This is a genomic window from uncultured Gimesia sp. (assembly GCF_963976445.1).
Taxonomy (GTDB): Bacteria; Planctomycetota; Planctomycetia; order Planctomycetales; family Planctomycetaceae; genus Gimesia.
On the sequence record NZ_CAXBKP010000023.1, the window covers coordinates 33,638 to 57,346 of the forward strand.

General features: G+C 49.9%; 13 protein-coding genes. 11 read left to right on the plus strand and 2 right to left on the minus strand.

Translation table 11 applies throughout. The features are described 5' to 3' along the window. The first annotated feature begins 68 nt into the window (after positions 1 to 68). The 4 genes from AAC022_RS20775 to AAC022_RS20790 all read left to right on the plus strand — a co-directional run bounded on the left by AAC022_RS20775 (position 69) and on the right by AAC022_RS20790 (position 9,521). Positions 69 to 3,299: a DUF1549 domain-containing protein gene (locus AAC022_RS20775; protein ID WP_339734017.1), complete on the plus strand. Its 3,231-nt coding sequence runs from the start codon at positions 69 to 71 to the stop codon at positions 3,297 to 3,299. A 41-nt stretch (positions 3,300 to 3,340) separates the two neighbouring features. Then, a complete protein-coding gene (locus AAC022_RS20780; RefSeq protein ID WP_339734018.1) occupies positions 3,341 to 4,792 on the plus strand; it encodes a DUF1501 domain-containing protein in 1,452 nt (483 codons plus the stop codon). A gap of 291 nt (positions 4,793 to 5,083) precedes the next feature. Then, complete coding sequence (locus AAC022_RS20785) at positions 5,084 to 7,993, plus strand: PSD1 and planctomycete cytochrome C domain-containing protein (protein WP_339734019.1); 2,910 nt, start codon at positions 5,084 to 5,086, stop codon at positions 7,991 to 7,993. 64 nt (positions 7,994 to 8,057) lie between these two features. Beyond that, positions 8,058 to 9,521, plus strand: coding sequence for a DUF1501 domain-containing protein (locus AAC022_RS20790; RefSeq protein ID WP_339734021.1), 1,464 nt, complete (start codon positions 8,058 to 8,060; stop codon positions 9,519 to 9,521). A 94-nt stretch (positions 9,522 to 9,615) separates the two neighbouring features. Here AAC022_RS20790 and AAC022_RS20795 read toward each other — a convergent pair whose 3' ends face one another. Further along, the gene (locus AAC022_RS20795; protein WP_339734023.1) at positions 9,616 to 10,812 is read right to left on the minus strand and encodes a RidA family protein; all 1,197 of its coding nucleotides are present in this window, start codon (positions 10,810 to 10,812) and stop codon (positions 9,616 to 9,618) included. 73 nt (positions 10,813 to 10,885) lie between these two features. Then, entirely contained in the window at positions 10,886 to 12,922 is a 2,037-nt protein-coding gene (locus tag AAC022_RS20800; RefSeq protein WP_339734025.1) for a prolyl oligopeptidase family serine peptidase, read from the minus strand. Between the two features lie 237 nt (positions 12,923 to 13,159). Between AAC022_RS20800 and AAC022_RS20805 the strand changes: the two genes are divergently transcribed. The 7 genes from AAC022_RS20805 to AAC022_RS20835 all read left to right on the plus strand — a co-directional run bounded on the left by AAC022_RS20805 (position 13,160) and on the right by AAC022_RS20835 (position 23,646). Next, entirely contained in the window at positions 13,160 to 13,852 is a 693-nt protein-coding gene (locus AAC022_RS20805; RefSeq protein ID WP_339734027.1) for a hypothetical protein, read from the plus strand. 79 nt (positions 13,853 to 13,931) lie between these two features. Continuing rightward, entirely contained in the window at positions 13,932 to 14,636 is a 705-nt protein-coding gene (locus AAC022_RS20810; protein ID WP_339734029.1) for a hypothetical protein, read from the plus strand. 90 nt (positions 14,637 to 14,726) lie between these two features. Then, on the plus strand, positions 14,727 to 15,449 hold the full coding sequence (locus AAC022_RS20815) for a hypothetical protein (RefSeq protein WP_339734030.1): 723 nt from the start codon (positions 14,727 to 14,729) through the stop codon (positions 15,447 to 15,449). Positions 15,450 to 15,792: 343 nt separating this feature from the next. After that, a complete protein-coding gene (locus AAC022_RS20820) occupies positions 15,793 to 17,826 on the plus strand; it encodes a flagellar basal body P-ring protein FlgI (RefSeq protein ID WP_339734032.1) in 2,034 nt (677 codons plus the stop codon). A gap of 94 nt (positions 17,827 to 17,920) precedes the next feature. Beyond that, positions 17,921 to 21,844 (plus strand): chromosome segregation protein SMC, encoded by a 3,924-nt coding sequence (gene smc / locus AAC022_RS20825; RefSeq protein ID WP_339734034.1) that lies wholly within the window; start codon positions 17,921 to 17,923, stop codon positions 21,842 to 21,844. 70 nt (positions 21,845 to 21,914) lie between these two features. Then, positions 21,915 to 22,394, plus strand: a complete 480-nt coding sequence (moaC, locus tag AAC022_RS20830; protein ID WP_339734036.1) for a cyclic pyranopterin monophosphate synthase MoaC — start codon at positions 21,915 to 21,917, stop codon at positions 22,392 to 22,394. A gap of 190 nt (positions 22,395 to 22,584) precedes the next feature. After that, positions 22,585 to 23,646, plus strand: a complete 1,062-nt coding sequence (locus AAC022_RS20835; protein WP_339734038.1) for a polyprenyl synthetase family protein — start codon at positions 22,585 to 22,587, stop codon at positions 23,644 to 23,646. The last annotated feature ends 63 nt before the right edge of the window (positions 23,647 to 23,709 follow it).

Below are 23,709 nucleotides of genomic sequence, written 5' to 3' on the forward strand. Positions count from 1 at the left end.
AATGTGATGTGATCCGAGGATAGACTCGTTTTGTCTTCCGCATCGATATAATGAAAGAGGACTTGTCCATGAGACTCCTTATCGTAAGTCTGTTTCTTTTCGTTTCTGCGAATCTGGTGAATGCCGCGGAAAAAACGAAACCGGTCAAATCAGCAGTGGATCAGAAGCAACTCCACTTCTTCGAGAAAGAAGTGCGCCCTTTGCTGATCAAGCACTGTCTGGAATGCCATGGCGAGAAAAAGCAGAAGGGAGAATTGCGGCTGGATTCTCTAAAAGCAATGCTGCAAGGAGGAGAAAGCGGCCCTGCAATCGTGCCGGGTAAGGCGAATGAAAGTCTCCTGGTGGAAGCGATCAACTTCGATTCCTTTGAAATGCCACCGGAACAGAAACTGGCAGACAAAGAAATTGCTACTTTAACCCGCTGGGTCAAAACAGGCGCTTACTGGCCTGAAAACGCGGGTTTTGTGATCAAGCAGCGAAAGAATGAAACGTTCTTTACCGAAGAAGATCGCAACTTCTGGGTCTTTCAGCCAGTCAAACAACCCCAGGTTCCACAAGTGAAAGCACAAGCCTGGTCGAAAAATCCGGTGGATGCCTTCGTCTATGATCGTTTGAAAAAAGAGGGCCTGACCCCTGCCAGCGAAGCGGATCGCACAACGCTGATTCGACGTGCCTATTATGACTTAATTGGCTTGCCACCCACGGTGGAACAAATCAATGCTTTTGTGAACGATCCCTCGCCCGATGCCTGGTCTCGCCTGATCGATGACTTATTAGAGAATCCTCACTACGGTGAAAAATGGGCGCGGCACTGGCTGGATGTCGTACGATACGCCGAGTCAGACGGGTTCAACCAGGACGCATTTCGTCCGGAAATCTGGCGCTATCGAGACTATGTCGTGCGTTCGTTTAATGGCGATAAGCCGTATTCTCAGTTTGTGAAAGAACAGCTGGCCGGCGATGAAATTGCCCCGGAAGATCCCGAAGCAATAGCGGCGACCGGTTTTCTCAGACATTACCTGTATGAATATAATCAACGCGATTCACGCACGCAGTGGAATGATATTCTGGACAATATTACCGATGCCACCGGCAACGTATTCATGGGCGTTAGCATGGGATGTGCCCGCTGTCACGATCACAAATTTGATCCCATCTCTCACCAGGATTACTACCGCCTGCAGGCCTTCTTTGCCCCGCTGATGCCCCGCGATGATGTTCCTTTTGTAACGCCACAGGAACTGGCAGAGTACAATCAGAAATTAGATATCTGGGAAAAGAAGACCGCAGCGATTCGTAAACAAGTGGATGAGTTGACGAAAAGTACCTTGGAACGCGCTGCGAAAAGTCAGATTATAATGTTCCCGGCTGACTTACAGGAAATTATGGCAAAGCCTGAGCTAGAGCGGAATGCACTGGAACACCAGTTGGCTGATCTCGTACAGCGTCAGGTGGATATCAAACAGAAATCCTCTCTGGCATCGCTCAAAAAGAGTGAAAAGCCCAATGGGAAAAAATACAATGAGCTACTCAAAGAGCTGGCTGCGTTTGATAAGCTGAAACCAAAGCCATTGCCGACGGGTATGAGTGTAACTGATTCACGCGGCGCAGCGCCCATTACCACAATTCCCGATGACCCGAACCATAAGCCAATTGTCCCCGGATTCTTGTCTCTGTTGAAGCCAGGCGAAGCGGAAATTGTACCGATCTCAACGGCGCCTCATTCTTCAGGCCGTCGCACGGCGCTGGCAAACTGGATGGTGGATCCTCAAAACCGTTTGACCACACGTGTGATGACCAACCGGGTCTGGCAGTACCACTTCGGTACCGGCTTGGTCTCGACCGCAAATGACTTTGGTCATATGGGCGAAGCACCCAGCCATCCCGAACTGTTGGACTGGCTCACCAGTTATTTTGTCGACAACGGCTGGAGCATCAAAAGTCTGCACCGCCTGATCATGAATTCATCGACCTATCGCCTGTCCGCATTTCATGCAACTGCGAAACAGGCGGAGCTCAAAGATCCACAAAATCGTCTGCATTGGCGTGCCAATATTCGCCGATTGAATGCCGAGGATATTCGCGATTCGGCGTTGTTCCTCTCAGGGGAGCTCGACCTGAAACTGGGAGGTCCCAGCGTCAGAGCGACCCAGACACGCCGTAGTGTCTACACGATCATGAAACGCAACGTGCAGGACCCGGTACTGGGCGCATTTGACTTACCAGGCGGGATTAAAAGCGTCGCCCAACGGGACGTCACCACCACAGCCAATCAGGCACTGTTGATGATCAACGGCGACTGGTTCCTCAAACGTGCGAACGCGATGGCTCGTTCTTTGAAAGCCAAATCCTTTGCCAGTGATCAAGAGATGATCACGTATCTGCATAAAATGACCTATGGAAAAAATCCAAAACCTGCGGAAGTGGAGTTGTTGTCCGGATTCCTGAAGTCACAGGAAAAACGGATCAAAGCCGAAGCAGACAATCAGCAGCAAACCTTTATCGGTCAAATCACGCAAACGACCGGCGAAGCAGTCAAGCTGGGGAAAGGTTCTACACTCAGCAACCTGCACGTCGCCAAATCAAAATCGCTTCCCACTCAGGATTTCACGATTGAAGCTTACGTGCAATTAGAGTCGATCTATGAAAACGCCGCCGTCAGTACGATTGCGTCACAGTGGACGGGAAGCAACAAACAGCGAGGATGGTCGTTGGGTGTTACCAGCCAGAAGTCCGCCTACAAACCACGGAATCTGATTCTGCAACTGGTGGGCAACAACAAGGCTGGCAAACTGACCTATGAAGTTGTGCCGTCCAACCTGCATCTGGAATTGAATAAGCCTTATTATGTTGCTGCGACAGTCAAGATTTCTGAAACCGGCGCACCCGGAATTCAGTTTTACGTCAAAGAATTGTTCTCGAAGAAACCACTGCAGAGTGTCTCTGTGAAACATAATGTGATCAGCGACTATCGTCCGGAAAATAATTTGGTTCTCGGCGGTCGCGATAAAACGTCTGGCAGTAAATGGAATGGTCTGCTGGATAATGTCCGGCTGTCTAATGCTGCTCTGAGCCAGGAAGAACTTTTGATTCAAGATGGTGCGAAGAAATCGGATTCCACAATCGCTTTCTGGCAATTCAATACCAAAAGTGGACTGCTGAAAAACAGTCTGGCGAATGCACTGCATATCTTGCCGCCCTCTGAAACATCGATGGGCGCCAGCGATGCACGTCATCAGGCACTGGCCGATTTATGTCACGTGTTCTTAAACTCCAACGAATTTCTCTACCTCGATTAATCATTCGTGACTCACGATAGTAATAGCGGAAAGGCAGACTTATGAGCAATCAATCACCACAGGCATTTGCTGATTCGGCGATGAGTAGACGCCAGATTCTCTTTCAGGCGGGGGCCGGTTTCGGCGGCCTTGCCCTGAATGCGATTATGGCGGAACAGGCCAATGCCGCTGCCAAAATCAGCACCAAACCGCTGTCGCCTTTGTCAGCCAGACAAACACACTTCCCGGCGACGGCGAAAAGCGTCATCTTCCTGTTCATGGAAGGGGGGCCGAGCCATATTGACTTGTTCGATCCCAAACCGGAATTGCAAAAAATGGCCGGGAAACCGCTGCCGGAGAGTTTCAAGAAACCGATTACCGCGATGGGCGAAGTCAATGCGCCGCTGCTTCCCTCCCAACGAAAATGGAAACAGCATGGGGAAGCAGGAACTTGGATTTCCGATTGGCTGCCCCACACGGCGAAGTGTGCCGATGATATTGCCGTGTTACGCGGTTGCTGGACCAACGGCATCAATCATGCGGGCGGCGTCTGCCAAATGAATACCTGCATTCCGCTGGCCGGACGCCCTTCTTTAGGCAGCTGGGTGACTTATGGACTGGGAACTGAAAATGAAAGTCTGCCCGCGTTCGTTGTGATCCAGGACAACAATGGAACGGTTGTGAATGGCCCCCGTAACTGGGGAACTGCATTCATTCCCGCCCTCTATCAAGGCACACGACTCAACACCGGGAAAACACCGATTTCCAATCTGTACCGTCCCGATGATATTTTTGCATCCCAGGAATCCGGCAAGCTGGACTTACTGGCGCAGTTGAATAAACGTCATGCAGAGTCACGAAAACAGCAGTCGGAACTGGATGCCCGAATGGAATCTTACGAGCTGGCATTCCGCATGCAGGCTGCTGCGCCCGAAGCCGTCGATCTCACGCAGGAAACGAAAGAGACCTACGAGATGTACGGCATGGATCAGAAAGAGACCAAGGTCTATGGCACGAACTGCTTGTTGGCGCGAAGGATGGTCGAGCGGGGTGTGCGTTTCGTTCAACTTTACAACGGTGCTGGCAGTAAATGGGATTCTCATTCCGGCATTGAAAAACGACATGCAGCGCTTTGCAAAGGCATGGATAAGTGTGTCGCCGGTCTACTGACCGACCTCAAGCAACGCGGTCTCTTAGATTCCACACTGGTTGTCTGGGGCGGTGAATTCGGTCGAACTCCGATGAGTGAAAAAGGCGACGGCCGCGATCATAACCCGACCGGGTTCACAATGTGGATGGCTGGCGGTGGTGTCAAAGGGGGCCAGACAATTGGCGGGACCGATGAAATGGGGCTCTACGCGGTCGAAGATCGCATGCATGTCCGCGACATCCATACCAGCATTTATCACTTGATGGGCCTGAGTAACATGAAACTTGAATATCGCCACAAAGGGAGTCCGGAACGACCGACCTTGAACGAAGGTGAATTCATGAAAAAACTGGTGACAGGGTAGGTGGCACTTAAGTCACATCATACAAATAGTTTACGTGATATTAGCGAGGGTTGGAGTCTCCAGGGACCTCAAACCCTCGCTTTTTGCATAAACCGGAGAACTTCACTCTTTTCCTTGAATCAAATCCGTTTGAAAATCCTCTCTTGCACTGACGCTTCAAACCGATACTATAATATATAAGCAACTCTAAGATATTACGGCTTCTTCGAGTGCGATGTGCCCTCCATAAAAATACTATCCCGTAATCCGGGATAGCCCACACTTAAACCATTACCAAGAGAGTCTTCTTCTATGAACGGGCGACTTTTCCTGGCGTGTCTGTTTTCTGTTTCATTCAGTCTGAGTGCTGCGCAAGCCGAAGACCCTGCGAAAAAAACGGATGCGCTCTCTTTTGAAAATGACGTGCGCAAAATCCTCAAAGTTCATTGTCTGCACTGTCATGGTGAGAATGGCGAAACTGAGGGAAGCCTCGACCTGCGTTTAAAACGGCTGATGGTCAAAGGTGGCGACAGCGGGGCTGCCATCGTTCCCGGAAAGAGTGGCGAAAGCGAACTCATTGCCCGTATCGAGGCCAAAGAAATGCCACCCGAAGGCAAGCATATGCCCGAGGAAGAACTGGCGATTCTCAAACGCTGGGTCAATCAGGGCGCACATACCCTGCGACCCGAGCCGAAAAAAATAGACGATGATTATGTTTTCCCGGATGAACTGGCATTCTGGTCGTTTCAGCCTGTCAAAAATTCCCCTGTACCCAAGGTCAAGCAACCCAAGTTGGTTCGGCAACCCGTTGATGCATTTCTGCTGGCCAAGCTGGAAGCCCAGGGTCTGACCTTCACTGCAGAGGCTTCGAAGGCAGCACTGGCACGTCGCGCATTTTTTGATCTGATTGGCTTGCCTCCGACGCCCGCAGAATTAAAACAGTTTCTCGATGACAAGAGTCCGGACGCGTATGAAAAACTCATCGACCGTCTGCTGGCATCGAAACATTATGGCGAACGCTGGGGACGTCATTGGCTGGATGTCGCCGGCTATGCCGACACCGAAGGTTATAATAACAAAGACATGGAACGCCCCTGGGCATTCCGTTACCGCGATTATGTGATCCGTGCGTTCAACAAAGATAAACCCTACGATCAGTTTCTGCAGGAGCAACTGGCGGGGGATGAAATGGTCAAGCCGCCCTATCATAAGCTGAAGCCAGAGGAGATGGAAAAACTGGTGGCGACCGGATTTTTGCGGATGGCTCCGGATGGAACGGGGAGTAACCCTGCGGAAAAAGAGGTCGCCAAAAATCAGGTGATTATCGATACGGTTAATATTGTCTCATCATCGATTTTGGGTATGACGGTTGCATGTGCCCAGTGTCACGATCACAAATACGATCCGATTCCCCAGAATGACTACTACCGCTTCCGAGCGATTTTTGAACCAGCGCTCGATTGGAAAAGCTGGCGAACGCCGGCTGCCCGTCGCATTTCGATCATGTCGGATGCGGATCGAAAAGTTGCCAATGAATTTGAAGCTGAGGCAAAAAAAGTCCTCGCCGAACGCACCGAGCTGGTCAACAAGTTCATCGACCGCACACTGGAACGCGAGCTGCTGGATGTTCCCGAAGACAAGCGGGACGCGATGCGCACAGCTTATAAAACGACCGGAAAAAAACGAACCAAAGAGCAGGTCGCGATGCTCAAGGAATATCCGCGAATCAATCGGCTGTCTTCCGGCTCGCTTTATCTGTATGACCGAACCTTACACGAGCAATCTGGCAAGGCGACTCAGAAAGCCAAAGAACTGGCCAAAACGCTGGTCGGAAAAATCAAACAAGAAACACTGCAGAAAATCCCCGAAGCTGAACGCGCCGCTGCGGTAGCAGCTCAAAAAACAGACGCAAAAAAACGGACTGAAGCACAGAAAAAGATCATTGCCGACTATCCGGCTCTGCTGGTTTCGACTTCCAGTCTCGCAAAGTTTGATAAAGCAGGGGCCGCTCAGATACAACACTATAAAGACGAAGCCAAGCGGTTGATGGAGCTCAAGACTCAGAAGATTCTAACGGAATATAGTGACAAAGCAACCGCGATCCGAAGCAAGAAACCGACAGAAGAATTCATTCGCGTTCTGACTGAAGTTCCCGGCAAGATCCCCAAAACCTTTTTCTTCGATCGTGGTGATTTCGAGCAGCCCAAGCATGAGCTGCTGCCAGCCGGCTTGACGGTGATTAAGTCCAATCTGGAGAAAGCCGTTGAGATCCCAGCCGCCAATAAAGAGCTACCGACAACAGGACGACGTCTGGCATATGCGAAGTATATCACCAGCGGCCAGCATCCTTTGACAGCGCGGGTGTTTGTGAACCGTCTCTGGCTGCACCACTTTGGCAAAGGCATCGTCGCCTCTCCCACCGATTTCGGAAAGCTGGGCATCCCGCCGACGCATCTGGAACTCTTAGACTGGCTGTCGCAAGACTTTGTGTCGCATGGCTGGAAAATCAAGCGCCTGCATAAAATGATGATGACTTCCACCGCGTATATGCAAAGTTCACAACGCTCCGATGATTACGATGTGGCAGACCCGGACAATCTGCTCTACGGTCATATGCCCGTTCGCCGTCTGGAAGCGGAAACGATTCGCGATTCGATTATCGCGGTCACCGGAAGACTTAAAACAGACCTGTATGGTCAGCCGGTACCGGTGAAGGAAGATGAAGTCGGCCAGATCGTGGTCGGCGTGGCAAACGTCGATTCGGCAGGTCGTCAGAAAAAAAACATCAAAATGGATGATCGCCAATTCCGTCGCAGTATCTATGTCGCCGTCAGTCGCAGTAAGCCTCTGGCGGTCCTCGATATGTTCGACGCTCCGAAAATGGAGCCGAATTGCGAGAAACGTTCTTCTTCGACCGTCGCTCCGCAATCTCTGTTAATGATGAACAGCGGGTTCATGGTCGAACATGCCGAATATTTTGCAGAGCGACTGCAGAAAGAACAGGCCGGTAATCAAGCAGAGCAAGTCAAACTAGCCTGGATGCTCGCTTTTGGAAAAGAGCCTTCCGCCGAAGAAGTGCAGCAATCGGTCGGATTTATAAAATCGCAGGTTCCCCAGTTCAAGACGACGGCCAAGGCTGCCGGAAAAACGCCAGAGCAATTGGCGCTGGCAACGTTCTGTCAGGCGTTGTTGAGCAGCAACGGGTTTCTGTACGTTGACTAGAGTTGATTCACATTGAATCAGCTTTCAAATTTATTGACGCCTGGTATCAGAACGGTATCGAATTATGAATCATCAAAAACCTATTTCAGCCGACCATTCCCGCCGCCATTTTCTGGCGTCCAGTTCCATGGGCATTGGTTCTGTCGCGTTATCCTGGTTGTTGAATCAGGACCCGTTGCAAGCCAAAACCCCCGTTGTGCGGCCTGAGCTGGAGAAGAAACATTTTGATCTGAAGCTGAAGCCGACACATCACGCTCCCAAAGCGAAATCCATGATCTCCATGTTCATGCAAGGCGGCCCCAGCCATCTGGATATGTTCGATCCGAAGCCGATGCTGCAGAAGTATGACGGCAAGAAATTTCCGGGCGACATCAAGTATGACAACGCCGCTCAGGCCAGTTCCACAGTGCTTGGCAGTCCCTGGAAATTCAGCAAACATGGCGAGTGTGGCACCGAATTATCCGAACTGCTGCCCGGCTTAAGTGAAGTCGTGGATGACATCGTGCTGATGCGATCCATGCACACCGGCGTGAATAATCATGGCCAGTCAATCTATGCCATGCACAGCGGCCGCATTCTTCCCGGCCGACCGACTCTGGGGAGTTGGTTGACTTACGGACTGGGTTGTGAATCCGAAAACCTGCCTGCTTACATTGCGATGGTCGATCCGGGCGGGGCACCCGTATTGGGCGTGGATAACTGGACCAACGGCTGGCTGCCTTCCCTCTATCAGGGAACTGTGATTCGTCCCAAAGAACCACGGATTCTGAACCTGAATGCACCCCCGCATCTCAGCGGAAAAGCCCAGGAAAAATACCTCGACTTCTTAGGCAAACTGAATCAGAAACATCTCAATCAGCATCCAGGCGAAGACGATCTTTCCGCCCGCATCGCCAGCTATGAACTGGCTGCTAAAATGCAGACCGCGGCGACAGAGGCACTCGACCTGAGTAAGGAAACAAAAGCCACACAAGCTCTGTACGGGATCGATGTGTCTGAATCAGCCGAGTTTGGGAAACGTTGTCTGATTTCCCGTCGCTTAATCGAACGTGGAGTACGTTTTGTGCAGATCATGACTGGCAATCAGCATTGGGATCACCATACCAGTATGCGAACTTCACTCCCGCGAACCTGTAAGCGAGTTGATGTGCCTTCCGCGGGTCTGGTGAAAGACCTCAAGCAACGCGGTTTATTGGATGAGACGCTCGTGCATTGGGGCGGTGAAATGGGGCGGCTGCCCGTGATCCAGAACGATGCCGGCATGGCCAAGCAGGGCCGAGATCATAACACCTACGGCTTCAGCATGTGGCTGGCGGGTGGCGGATTAAAAAGAGGCATGACATACGGCGGCACCGATGAATTCGGGCACCATGCTGTCGTAGACAAAGTCAGCCCCAGCGATTATCACGCAACATTGATGCATCTATTTGGCATGGATGCAGAACGACTGACGTTCACACGCAATGGTGCAGAGCAATCACTGATTGACAAACAAGTAAACCGTATCGTGCATGAAATCATTGCCTGAGTTCCGTCAGTAAAATAACCGATATGTATCTATGTGAAAAAACGCCCTGATTCTACAGGGCGTTTTTTGATGACTCTACGAAGTCAGTGTCGAGCTACTTCGCAGGCACGGCGATCATATCAATCACCAGAATCCGGTTGGGAACCCCCACACTTTTTACCGTCGCTTTAGAAGCCGCCGGCGGGCGTTGGGGATCATAATAGTCTTTGCGGATCTTGCCGAAGTCGCCGCTGATTTCATTATCTGAAACATAATAGGTGGCTTTCACCAAGTGCTGCATGTCGCTATGGGCTTCCCCGACGATCTCTTTCAATTGATTGAAGACGCTTCGAATCCGTGTTGCATAGTCGCCTGGTTCTTTGGAAGTAATTCCCGAGACATAAATCCGGTCACTGACTTCTGCAATCGCGACCCGACTGTAAACGGGAGAGGCTTTCATGCCAGTTGGCGTTTTATAGGTGACGGTCTCCGCAGGACGAGCAGCAGGCACTGCACCCGGTAGCGCGACGATCATTTCAATTTCAATCGGCAGTGAAGAATACCATTCGACGAGTGAGACAGGCGGCTTTCTGTCGTATGGAAAAAAACCATCGATGACCTGACTGGCTGCTGTTGCCTCTGACATCGGAGTCAGGAAGGCTTTCACCTGGATGATATTCGCCGGAGAACCTCCCAGGTACTTAAGCGTTTGGAAGAGTTCTTCCATCGTCTTTTGGGTGGATTCGGCCAGCGTATCGGCTTTGACTGCCTGACCTGAGATGTAGGCAGTGCGTCCTGCCGGTAATAAGGCGACACGGAAGCCGGAAACGTCGTCATTGAAAATCTGTGCCTTCGACAGTTTCTGATCCGAACCTGTCACCGCGACGGCATCCATGGCGACCAATGCTTTGGGATCAGCCAGTTTGGTGACCACATAGGTGCAGGCAGGTTGTGCTGTGACTTCCAGTTCCTGTGCCAGTCGTTGTCGCACTTCCTGGACCAGATCTTCACGGGCGACATAGATATTCAATTTCACCAGTTGATTCAGGCTGCTGTCAACTTTTTTCAGTAAGTAATTCAAATTCTTGAGCACGAGCACACTCTGATCGCTGGCACTTCCTGACGTGATTCTTCCCCCTTTGATATTCAAAGGCAGGATCTGAGAGGTATGCGCCAATACATCGTCTTTGACAATCACACAGAGCGAAGCCCCTGTTTTTGACGAGGGCTTATAATATGAGACCTCGGCTGTGATCTTGCCTGTCATTGACATCAGCAAAACAGCAATCAGCGAATTTGTTAAGAATTTCATGGATGGTTTCACCATTCTGAAAGGATTGATTTTCAGTTCATTCCGAAGTGGCGCGCTTCGAAATCGGATCGCATTATTTTACTCGCCAGAATTCATCAAAGAAATTGGTATCCACGACTTTTCCCGGATACTGGCTACCCGCTGGCGTACGCAAGTCGATAATCGCCCAGTCGGGCAGCATGGGCACCTGCCGCGCGTTATTCAGATACGCAAATTCGCGATAAGTAAACCCACTGTTGAGGACCACGTATTTTTCAGGGTTCAACGGATTAGGGAAAATCAGAATCGGAGCATGGTGCGCGGCAGGATACTGCGTTTGGCCAACGACGATTGCTTCCTGGTTCCATTGAATGGGCAGCTTGTCAACAATCTTTTTGATCAGCTGATTACTCTGAGGATCGCCCCACAACACCAGGTTACTGGATGCGATTTCTTTGTCGGTAATCTGTGAATCCTGCATCACGCGGGCATCGCCGCGAAACTGCTGACGCCAATGGACGATCGCGTGTTTCATTTCTGATTTGACCCACTTGTCGACGGTCGGTGAAGCACACGTTCCAGAAGGGGAGACAAAGATAAAAGAGTCCATAAAGGCATCGTCAATCGGGCCTTGCAGATTATGTTTTTTGACCAGCTGTCCCGGCTCATAAACGGCGGGTCCCCGTTGCCAAACAGAATTCGCTCTATGAAATGAGATCTGCCAGGAACGGTCTGATTTCGGACGCGGTGCTTCGAGTTTGACGCCATCAATTTGAACGGTGACCGGTTGGGTCATATCCAGCGGCGACTCTCCCGCTTCCATTTTCAAGGTGAATCCGGTGACATTATTGGTTTTGATTTCGACTCGATTATGGGGAAGCAGGCGGGCATCGATCTGTGCCTGTGTCCATTCTTCTTCCATCGCATCCAGAGTCACCCAGGCCATTTGATTGTACTTCAAAGTATACGCAACCAGATGCACGGTGTTGGGAACACGTTGTCGACCCACGCGTGCGAGGGAGTCCATTTTGTCTTCGATGATGATTTTGGAATCGGGGTGAATCTTGTGTGCAGTGTTGGGGCCGATAATATGTACGAGGTCGATGCCTACTTTGGCGAGCGCTGCTTCCATGACGTCGGCTGCCTGTTTCTGACGGTCGATTTCGCCACTGTAAGCGACTGTGGGGCATTGAAACAGATTGAGTGCATAACCGGGGCAGTCATACATCTGCCACAATTTCTTTTCGTACCAGGTCGGTTTCAGAGTTTCTTTTTGAAAGACATCCAGGAACAGCGGCGTTTCCGAGAAGCCGGCTCCCGGGTTCGCTGCGAACCAGCGGTCGGCATAATGTACGGCGAACTGCCAGCAGGCGGCGCCACCCATTGAGAAGCCACGTACAGACACGCGGTCATCGTCGATCCGATAATTCTGTTTTGTTGATTCCAGTGCTTCCAGTACATCGATCTCGCCGGCGAACTTGAATGCGTTGGAGTAGCGGCCATAAGGATGCAGTACGATTGTGTTGGCAGGAGTGTACTGTCCGCGAGAGCGTTGCTGTTGACTGATGAAGTTGACTTCACTCAACCGTTCCCCTCTGCCGTGAAACCAGAGGTCACACCGATACTGGCTTTTTCCATCAAACGTATAACTGTCGGGAATGACCAGACCATAGGGTTGCACGGTCTGGTCGATCTTCGAGATATAACCGCGGACCACCAGTCCCGTCTGACGCGTCCAGGGGGCTTCCCCTTTTAGTAACTGATCGGCCCGTTCCTGCCCCTGTTGTAATAGCTTGAGCCCGTAGCCAATTTCGCGTTCGTGAAAGAACTCCTGATATTCGAGGGCACATCGTACCGCACGGTGATAGATTTCCACGTCTGGAATCAATGCCTTGATCCGCGCGTCTTTGCTCTTTTTCAACTGGTCCAGCGATGCCTGGAGTTTCGCGAGTCCCTGCTGCAACTGCTGTTTTTGCGGTGCGGGGACTTCGACGCCGAGCGACGGGATGCGGCGAACCTTATCGGGAATGTTGTCAGCCGGCCCATCAGCGTGTACCAAGGCAGGGGAAAGTGTCGCACACAGTGCAAACGCGATTGTCGTTTTGACAATAAAATTTCGTTGAAAAATCATAGGTGGGCTCTCGCAGGAAATCTGATGATCGGGAATGTTGTAACTTCTTAACCAATGGTAACTAAGATCGTTCCTCATATCATGTCCGAAATCGAGTCGTTTGAAAACTGTTGTGGTGCAGATATTCCTCGATCAAGCAAAGAGCCTGTTTTTCGGGATATTGGCATGGACGATTAAAAAACTGTTTGTTAGAACAGCAGTTACGTTCGCCGTTCAAATCTGGAAATGGAGTCCAGCATGCTTACAAGATTATTTGTTGTCCTGTTTTGTCTACTGGGAATACACGACCTTTGTCTGGCAGAGACCTTAGCACCGGTTCGCAAGCACAAGTTGAAAAACTATGCGGCGCTTTCTGCCAAAACAAAATCATTTGAATTTGGCCCCTTCAAAATGCAGGCAGAAGAGCTGAATATTCGGGTCACTCGACGTGATCAAAATATAATCAGACTCAAAGGTGATGCCCGACTCATCTGCGGTGAGACTTGTCTTTCTGCTGAGACAATCGAGGTCAGCTACAAAGATGAACAAGATCTGCGAGTTTTTCTGACGGGAAATGTGCATATTGAAAACGAGCGTGATCAGCTGCGGATGACAGCACAGCGAGCCAGGCTAGAAATGGATAAACGGTTTCTGGAGCTTCGAAGCAGTGAACGTGGTCATGTCTCCCTAATTCGAACGCAGAATCAGAAGACAACTCAGATCGAAGCCTCTCGTATCCTGATGAAGTATAAAAATATGCATATGATGCTGATTCACCCGATTGAAGAAGTCAAAATTGTAGAGCGATCAGCTACAGCAGAAGATCGTGTGAAAGTCGAAACAGATCAGCCGAGTCCATTTGATTTCTTTGCTGATATCGCAGTCACTGATATTAAACTGTTTTCAGAGGATTGGTCCGTTCAGGCAGAGAAACCTAACCTGCACGACTAAGTTCTGATACGAGAAGTCGTGAGGCATAATGCCGGATTCTATGAAACTTATTGTCCCATTTCTCAAGGGGAGCTAAACCATGTTCCACAACGTTTTCTCGGCCTGTCTGATTTCAGTCTTTTCTCTTAGTCTCCTTACTTCCGGTTCTGCTGCAGAGACAAAACTAAAGGACATACCTGTGGGCAAGGTGCATACGCTCTCGCTTCCAGGAATGGAATTAAAGGGAGAGGAGATCGACTATAAAATTCAGGGTGATGGTAAGTACGACATCAGCTTACGTAGTCAGGCTATGCTTAAAATAGATGAAGTCGTGATCACTGCAGACTTTATCCACGGAGCTTATTCAAAAAATGAGTCAATGGTTCTCGATCTTAAGGGAAACGTCCAAATTGTCAGCTATAGTGACAAACTGCGGGCGAATGCGATGGAAGCCAAATTTGAGTTCGGCCCGAAGTTGATCACGCTGAAAGGGGAAGCAAAACAGGAAGCACTGCTGGTCCGGTTCGATGGTTTAAAAGTCACCCACATGGAAGCTACTGAGATTCAAATTCAATTTACAAAGCAAAATACGGTGTCAATCAAATCTCAGGGGCCGGTCGAAATCTCGGAACGGATGGCGACCAAAGAAGAGAATCTTTTTTTTAGTTCCAGATCAATTTCACAGAACGGATCACAGAACATCTTAGATGCAGACTCGTTTGGAGCTCCTCAATCGAGTAGCCAGTTTAAATCAACTCCGTTTCCTGATCCCAATGCTGATTTGTTCGTTCCTTCGAGTAAGTGATCTATAGAACGGAAACCGTGTTGATCACCAGTCAGGTCTGTGAAATGACTAGAGAGAACTACTATATCAGACTGGAATGGGAGTTTTTTGATGTTGGCACGATGTTGCGCCGTACTGCTTTGTCTGGCAGGGATTCATGATCAATGCCGGGCGACTGACCCTATTTTTGATGTGGACAAAAAGTCAAAAATCGAGACGGTCCAGTTGACGGAAACCAATACACTTCAGTTCGGCCCCTTTTCAATGCAGGGGAAAGATCTGAGCGTTCGGTTTAAGAGTCCTGATCAAAAAATAATCACCCTTAGTCACGATGCACAGCTTTTGTGCGGTCAAACACGGTTTTCGGCAAACCGAATTGAGGTTTCGTATAAAGATCCGCAGGATCTGAGAATGAGTCTGGAAGGGAATGTCGAAATTGAAAACGAGCGGGATCAACTGCGAATGTTTGCTCGGAATGCCAGTCTGATCAATCATGATCAGGGGCGGTCGCTGGTGCTCAGTAGCAGAGACCGAGAGCATGTCACACTGCTGCGAACCAGTGATGAGAAAACGATTCAGATTGAAGCCTCACGAATTCAACTCCATTTCTTTCCCGATCTACATACACTGCGGATTACTCCCATTGATCAGGTTAGTATCAAAGTACGCCCAGCCAGATTAACCGATCTGGTGAAAGTTGTGCCCTCAGCCCAGAGTGAACTTGATTTTTTTGACGGAATTTCGATCACTGACGTCCAGCTTCATTCTACAAAAAGTCCGAACCAAACTCGTCGGACACGTACGGAAGCTGAGAAACTGCAACTACTTGAATAAGCTATGGTCATTTCGCTCGGCTCGGATGGGACCAATTCTGGGAACCGTCTCAGCTATTTTCTAAGCTGAAAAACGCTATTGACCCGTTTTTCGCTTTGCAATAAGCTCCCGATCCACATAACTCTCTCTCTCTCTCAAATCAAATCTCAATTCTCTTCAGGTTTTCTGCTTTGTCAGCTCTGACAATGTTTGATTCCTCAGGTTGTTTTCAGTGTATTTACTGAAACAGGGGCAGGTTGTATTCCTACACCTGGCTGCTTGATGATCAAATTGCGTTCGGGGTTGGTCTCTGTCGAAAACGAACATTCTGAAAAGACTATTTTCTCACAAACGGGGTCGTACTGTGAAGAACTCTGTCAATCTATTCATCGTGGTAATCATGCTGACAGCCGGTTTTACGGGGTGTCAGAAACTGAATTTGAACCCGGAAAACTGGTTGAATCCGGCCAGTCTGCGTTCTCAAAGTCCGGACGAAGAAACGTCTCTGATAGAAGAGTTTGAGACGAAAGTGGAAACTCCGTTTATCGGAGAATACACGCAGATTACGGGGAAAAATCTGATCGCGCTGCAAGGTGTGGGGCTGGTGACCGGATTAAAAGGGACCGGCGGGAATCCTCCGCCTTCAGTTCACCGTGAAGCATTACTCCGCGAGATGCGCCGCCGGAATGTTAAAAATCCAAACCATATTTTACGCAGTCCTTCTACGGCACTGGTAATCGTGAAAGCCTATCTGCCGCCCCTGATTCGCAAAGGCGAGACGTTTGATGTAGAAGTTTATCTACCCGGTAATAGTGAAGCGACCAGCCTGGAAGGGGGCTGGTTAATGGAGTCCTACCTGGCTGAACAGGCGATGATTCAGGGCCGCGGGCTTTTGAAAGGTCATATCCTCGCCAAGGCACAGGGGCCGATTCTGATTCCGCCGATTTCAGAAGAAGATCGTAAAAAAGCGACCGCGGGAATTTTGCGACGTGGACGAATTTTATCAGGCGGGATCTCCATGGCGGATGATCGTGATCTGGCGTTGTACCTGCGAAACGATTTTAAGAGTATTCGAAACGCGCAGCGTATCGCCAATCGAATTGGCACCCGCTTCCATCACTTTGATAAATACGGAATTGAAGAACCACTGGCAGAAGCCAAGACGGATAAGAAAGTCGTGTTGAAGCTGAAGCCGCGGTATAAACATAACGATTCACGCTACCTGCAGGTGGTACGATATATCGCTTTCCGTGAGACCGATGTCGCACAACGCGTGCGGATGCAGAAGCTGACCGAGGAAATCATGATGCCCGATAAGGCGGAACGTGCTTCGATTCAGCTGGAAGCGATCGGTAAAAAATCGATTCCAATTCTGAAAGCGGCTCTGAAGAGCCCTTTGCTGGAAGTCCGTTTTCATGCGGCTGTGGCGCTGGCCTATCTGGATGACGGTTCGGGACTCAAAGCGTTGGCAGAAGCGGCTCGGGAAGAACCGGCGTTTCGTGTTTATGCACTGGCGGCGATGTCGGCCGTTGATGAGCCAGAGGCACATCTATATTTGCGGGATTTGATGAGTATGACCAGTGCCGAGACCCGCTATGGCGCATTTCGGGCACTCTGGACTCTGGATAAAAACGATCCGTTTATTCGCGGCGAAAATATGAACGGGCAGTTCCTGCTGCATGTTCTGGAAACCGAACTGGAAACCGTTGCCGATCATGATCCAGATGCGAAAGAGGGGACCCAGAAAAATGGGGGCTCGATGATTCACATTACACACCGTAAGCATCCTGAAGTGGTCCTGTTCGGTTCGAAACAGGAATTTCGCGTGCCGATTGCCGTTCGGGCAGGGGAAGTCCTGATTACCGGTGCCCCGGGTACTGAAGAAATTACAGTCAGTAAATATGAGGTTGGCGAACCGGATCAGCGAAAGCGGGTCTCTAAAAATATCGCCGTTGTTCTTCGAACTGCCGTTGATATGGGGGCCAGTTACCCCGATATCGCTCAAATGATTTTGCAGGCACATCAACAGGGGAACATTGACGGTCAGGTTGAAATCGATGCGCTACCCGAAGGGGGCCGCATGTACTATCGGCCTACTGAGGAAGACGCTTTGATGGCTTTGAAATCAGGTTCGATGAAATCGAACAAGCCTAAGTCGAAGAAGGGGGCTCGTATCGGAAACCAGAATGTGGTTCCGAACATATTCCACTCGGGAGCACCTCAGACGAAGACATCGAAAGATTCAAAATATGATTTAGAAGATGGTGACTTGGATGACAATGGTAAAGCGAGTTTAGCTGATTATCGTAAGTCAGAAGCATCAGACGATGACGAAGAAGATGACAAATTCATCAAACAGACCACGTTCCAAAGCTTGTTCCGTTACTTTAAAAAATAAGCCTTTTTGAAAACTAAGAACTGTTACTTTTGCGTTGTGTTTGCCAGGTTAAAGTCAGGCGCCCACTATCTGTTTTCCCGTGTAAGGTTACGTGATGCTGAAATCATTGGAACTGTTCGGCTTTAAGAGTTTTGCCGACCGGACCATCTTTGAATTTTCGGAAGGCATCACTTGCGTTGTCGGGCCCAACGGAAGTGGTAAGAGTAATGTCGTGGACGGTATCAAGTGGGTGTTGGGTGACCAGAGCCCGAAGAGCCTGCGCGGCAAAGACATGACCGATGTCATCTTCAACGGTTCTCAGGGCCGTAAGCCGAATGCGTATGCCGAAGCCACGCTGGCGTTTAATAACAAAGAAGGCTTTCTGGATATTGACGCCGATGAAGTACACATCGGCCGCCGTTTGTGGAAGAACGGTGATTCCGAATATCTTTTGAACCGGAATCCGGTCCGCCTGAAAGACATTCGCGATCTGTTCATGGGCACTGGTGCGGCGACATCGGCATATAGTATCATCGAGCAGGGCCGCGTCGATCAAATTCTACAGGCCAATGCTGCGACGCGGCGTGTGGTATTTGAAGAAGCTTCAGGAATCAGCCGTTATAAATCCAGAAAGGTGGACGCGGAACGAAAGCTGGAGCGGGTCGGGCAGAATATTCTCAGATTGACTGATATTGTCGATGAGGTGGAAGCCCAGTTGAATTCGACGCGTAGTCAGGCTTCCAAAGCGGCGAAATACCGCGAAGCATCGACGGAACTTCGTAAGTTGTGGATGGGGATGGCCGCGGATGACTGGCGTCACTTGACCTCTCAGCAGTCTTCCCTCCAGGCAACCATCGGTCAGTATCAACAGCGCATCGATGAGATGAATAACGAGTATCAGACATACGAAGAAAAAATGTCTGCCATTGATTCCGAAGTCGCAGAATATGACGATCAGTTGCGGTCGGTTGAGAAAAAACTGGCTTCGCATCGAGAAGGGATAGCGGGAAACCAGACCGCGATCGAGCACCAACTCGAGCGGAAGCACGAATTTGAAGCCGAGATCATTCGTTTGCGCAAACAGCGAATTCTGATGGCAAGGCGAACCTCAGAAATTCAGAAAGATCTGGAAGGGGTTGGGAATGAGAAAAACAATTCCGAGACCGAATTTCAACTGCAACGCGAGAAGCTCGAAGAAACGCGTTCGCGGATTGTCGTAGTCACACAAGAACTGGACGCGGCGAATGCACAAATTCAACAACAACAGCAACAGGTGCATGATCTGAATAAAGAGTCTCTGACGCTGGATAATCGGCTGTTTTCGATTCAAACGCAACTGGAGACCTATCACAGTTCAACAGACAAGGCGAACGAAAAACGACTGCAGCTGGAAGCCCGCGTAGAGGAATCGGAGTCTGTCCTTGCGGCGTGCGAAGCACAATTCCAAATTGCTGGCGAGAAAGTAGCCACGTTTGCGCAAAGTCTGTCTGATGTCGATGTGAAACAGCAGAATCTGTTAGGCGAACAAGACCAGAAAACACAACTTCTGTCTGACCTGCGAGAAAAACGGAGTGCGTATCAGGCCCGTAAAAGTGTGCTTGAAGATCTGGAGCGACGCCAGGAAGGGATCAGTATCGGAGTCAAGGAAATCTTGAACCGGGCGCAGACGTCTAACTATTCCCCCTGGAATACGATTGTGGGAAGTGTGGCTGATCTGCTGGATGTCGATCTGGAACAGGCAGCACTTCTGGAAGTCGCGCTAGGAAATCGGTCGCAGTTATTAGTCATCCGCGAATTTGATCCGCTATATCAGTTCCTGAAAGAGGGAAAGTACTCGATTTCGGGACGCGTTGGTTTTATTACACGGCCTCAGAGTCAAACCGAAAACGATCAGACAGTACCGCCGATGAGCGGTTTCTCTGTGGGAGGTGATACCGCAAGCACGGAATCATTCTCAACAGATTCACAAAGCGGTGCCTTGGATTTGTCTGCGGAGCGCGGGGTAATTTACCGCGCTGACCAACTTGTCAAACCAACGCCTGAAAATCAGGCTTTGGCAGAGTTGCTGTTGTCGGATACCTGGATCGTGGATTCCTTAGAGACCGCCGTCAATTTGTCGCGAACGCTAGGGCAACAGTACCGTTTTGTAACTCTGCAGGGAGAACTGATTGAAGAAAATCAGTCTGTGTTTGTAGGGGCGATTGGCGGAGAGTCTGCCATATTCACGCGCAAGAGTGAATTGCGAAAACTGAAAAACGATCTGATCAGAATTGACCGGACATTCAATGATAATGAATCCGCGCTCGAAAAACTGGATGCATTTTTATCAACGGTGGATGAAGAACGGAGCGTCTGCCAAGAGCAGATGCAATTCGCATCCGAGGCATTATCCACGGAAAAGGCAGCGAAAGTCGCCGCCGAACATAAGCTGGAACAGTTCAACGAAGAATTGGCAACCGTCAAAAACGATCTGCAGGATCTAGATCTGCACGCTCAGAAATTGCAGACCGAATCAGCGGCGGTGTTAGTCGAAAAGCAGGAGACAGAAACCAAACTGGAAGCGCTGCAGTTACAGATTCAGCAGGACGAATCGGACTTGCTCAACAAGCAGTGCGAAGTTCAGGAGATGAAAGAGCAGCAAAACGCCCGACAGTTGGAGTTGGCGACGCATGAAGAACGCTTAACCGGCCTGACGCAGCGTTTTGGTCGGTTGAAGCTGGAGTTCGAACAGCGTGAACAGCAGCAGGAAGAATCGAGCCGACGTTATGAATTATCGCTGGAAAAAAATTCCCAGATTAAACTGCACATCTTAAATACGCGAGCCGTGCTGGATGAACAGTTTCTGATTCAGGAGACCTTTCTGGAACAGGCTAGAAGTCTGGCAGCGATGCGAGATGAAAAACGGCAACTCAAAAAGCAGTTGAGTGCTGAAGAAGCAGCATTGCGAAAAGAACGTCGCGAACTGGGTGATAAAAAACACGAAGAAGAATTTAAGACACGCGATATCGAGCATCAGATCAGTACACTGGCTGAGCGGATCGAAGAAGAGTTTCAGCTCTCACTGGAAGAAATTGTTTCCACTGGTGAGTCGATTCTCAAACAGTATCTGGAAGAACAGGTGCAGGACCAGTTGAATCAGAGCGAGTCTGAAGACGAAACCGTGATACAGACAGAACTGACTGGCGAGGAAAGCGAAGAAAACCAGGTTGATCTCTCTGCGGAGACGAATGCCGATTCAGAACCGGTCGAGATTGAATTGGTTGAAAATGAAGACGCGGATCAGACTGAGCCTGGTTTTAATGCCAAGCTTTATCTTGAGATTCGGCCCGAGATTGAAGCACAGGTGAATCGTCTGCGGCGAAAAATCAAAATGATGGGCAGCGTCAATTCTGACAGTCTGAATGACTTGGATGAACTGGAATGCCGCTTTGAATATTTGAAATCGCAGCTGGATGACTTGAGCGAAGCGAAATCTTCTCTGGAAGAAATCATTCGTCGGATCAATGTAGAGAGCAAGCGATTATTTCACGATACGTTTGAAGTGATCCGCGGCCATTTTCAGGGAATCTTTCGCAAGCTATTTGGCGGCGGTGAGGCAGATATCATTCTGGAAGATCCCGATGATGTTCTGGAATGTGGAATTGAAATCGTTGCGCGCCCGCCTGGAAAAGAATTGCGTGGCTTAACTCTGTTGAGTGGTGGCGAAAAAACCTTGACTGCGGTGGCACTGTTGATGTCGATCTTCCGCAGCCGTCCCAGCCCGTTCTGTATTCTGGACGAAGTTGACGCGGCTCTCGATGAAGCGAACGTCGAGCGTTATGCCGGGCTGATTGATGACTTTAAGGATACAACGCAGTTCATCATGATCACGCATAATAAGCGTTCGATGACTGTCGGAAATATGCTGTATGGCGTTACAATGGAGCAGTCAGGAGTTTCGAAACGGATGTCGGTGCGGTTTGATGACATCACTGAAGACGGAAACTTCAAGCAATCACGCTCTGCCGATACATCTGACAGTGCCGCAGATGCCGCTTAATCACATCGAGACTTCTGATGTGGTGATTCTCCTGTAAACGAACTAAGCTCCCGATGTGATTGAGGTTCCGATGTCTGATTTGACCCATTTTGATGAAGAGGGCGCCAGCCGCATGGTCGATGTGGGGGGCAAAGAAGTGACCGCGCGGGTGGCGGTTGCTGAATCTTTCGTCACGATGAAACCGGAAACCCGCAAGCTGATTCTGGATCGTGCGATCTCCAAAGGAGATGTACTGGAAATCTCCCGGATTGCTGGCATCATGGCGACGAAAAAAACGTCCGAATTGATTCCCCTCTGTCACCCACTCAGTATTAATAGTGTAAGTCTCGATTTTGAGTCCCTGGATGAGACGAGGATTCGGATCGAAGCCACCGTCAAGGTCGACGGGAAAACCGGTGTGGAGATGGAAGCTCTGACTGCCGTCAGTGTGGCTGCCTTGACGATTTATGATATGTGTAAAGCCGTCGATCGGGGTATGAGTCTCGGGCCCGCCCAACTTGTCGAAAAATCAGGTGGGAAAAGCGGGCATTATCTTAGGAACTCAGACTGATTTTTAATGCATCAGGCAAATAATGCCTTTCGATTTCCGATCGAGAACATCCGATTTGTTCGGGTAATGCCGGAAAGATTAAATTCGCTCGATGAAATCATACACGGAGGCCCTGTTTGCATTCCTATCTGACGACAGAATGCTTACAATGGCTCGGCATAGTGATCCAAAATGAGGGGTCATATGTTCCGTGTTTGATAATAAACGACCGCCAGTCAAAAAAGCTGGAAAATCGATTCGATATTGTGGTGAGGCTGTAATGGGGGACCATCTTACGACACATGACCTGTTGGCACGTGTCGAAGAGTTAATTGGCGGTGAGCTGGAACAGGCAGAACGTGTTTTTTTGAGCGAAGTCAGCTCGAAACACCCTTATGTTCATGATGTTTTGCAGCATATCACCCGTTTTCAGGGGAAGCGTCTGCGTCCGATCCTGCTGCTGCTTTCGGCTGCGGCCACGGGGGGCATCAAGGACAGTCACTATGTACTGGCCTCGGTCGTCGAAATGATTCATCTGGCCACGCTGGTGCATGATGATGTATTAGACGACGCGCTGATCCGCCGTCATGTCGCGACCGTCAACTCACGCTGGAACAACGAAACCAGTGTCCTGGTCGGTGACTTTTTGTTCACTCACGCCTTTCATTTGAGTGCCAGTCTGGGTGATGCCCGTGCCTGTCGTCTGATTGGCCGTGCTACAAATCTGGTTTGTGAAGGTGAACTGGCCCAGATTTATGAACGGGGCAATCCAAATCTGTCCGAAGAACAGTACCTGCAGATTATCAACGGAAAAACCGCCGAATTGTGTGCCATAAGTACTGAGCTAGGGGCTCTGTATGCGGATGCAGATGAGTCCGTTGTGGAAGCGCTGGAAGATTATGGTCGCGCGCTCGGCGTGGCGTTTCAGATTACTGACGATTTACTCGATCTGCTAGGCGATGAAGCACAGATGGGGAAATCACTGGGCTCAGATCTGCAAAAAGAGAAACTGACCCTGCCTTTGATTCGGCTGCTGGATCAAAGCAGTCCAGAGGACCAGGCCACCATTCAAGAGATCCTGTCCCAGCCGGGTGAAGAGACTAAATCACGGCTTGCTCAATTTATTAAAAACAGTGATGCCATCGAGTATGCTGCAAATCGGGCGCGTGACTTTGCGAAGCAGGCTCGGGAATCGCTCAAATTTTGTCCCGCGTCACCAGCCAGACAGATTCTTGAGGAGCTGACAGAATTTGCGACTCAGAGAACGATCTAAGATGATGAAGAAAGTATGCGAACACAGCCTGGCATGCTTCGGTCGTGGGGAGAAGGGCGTCTC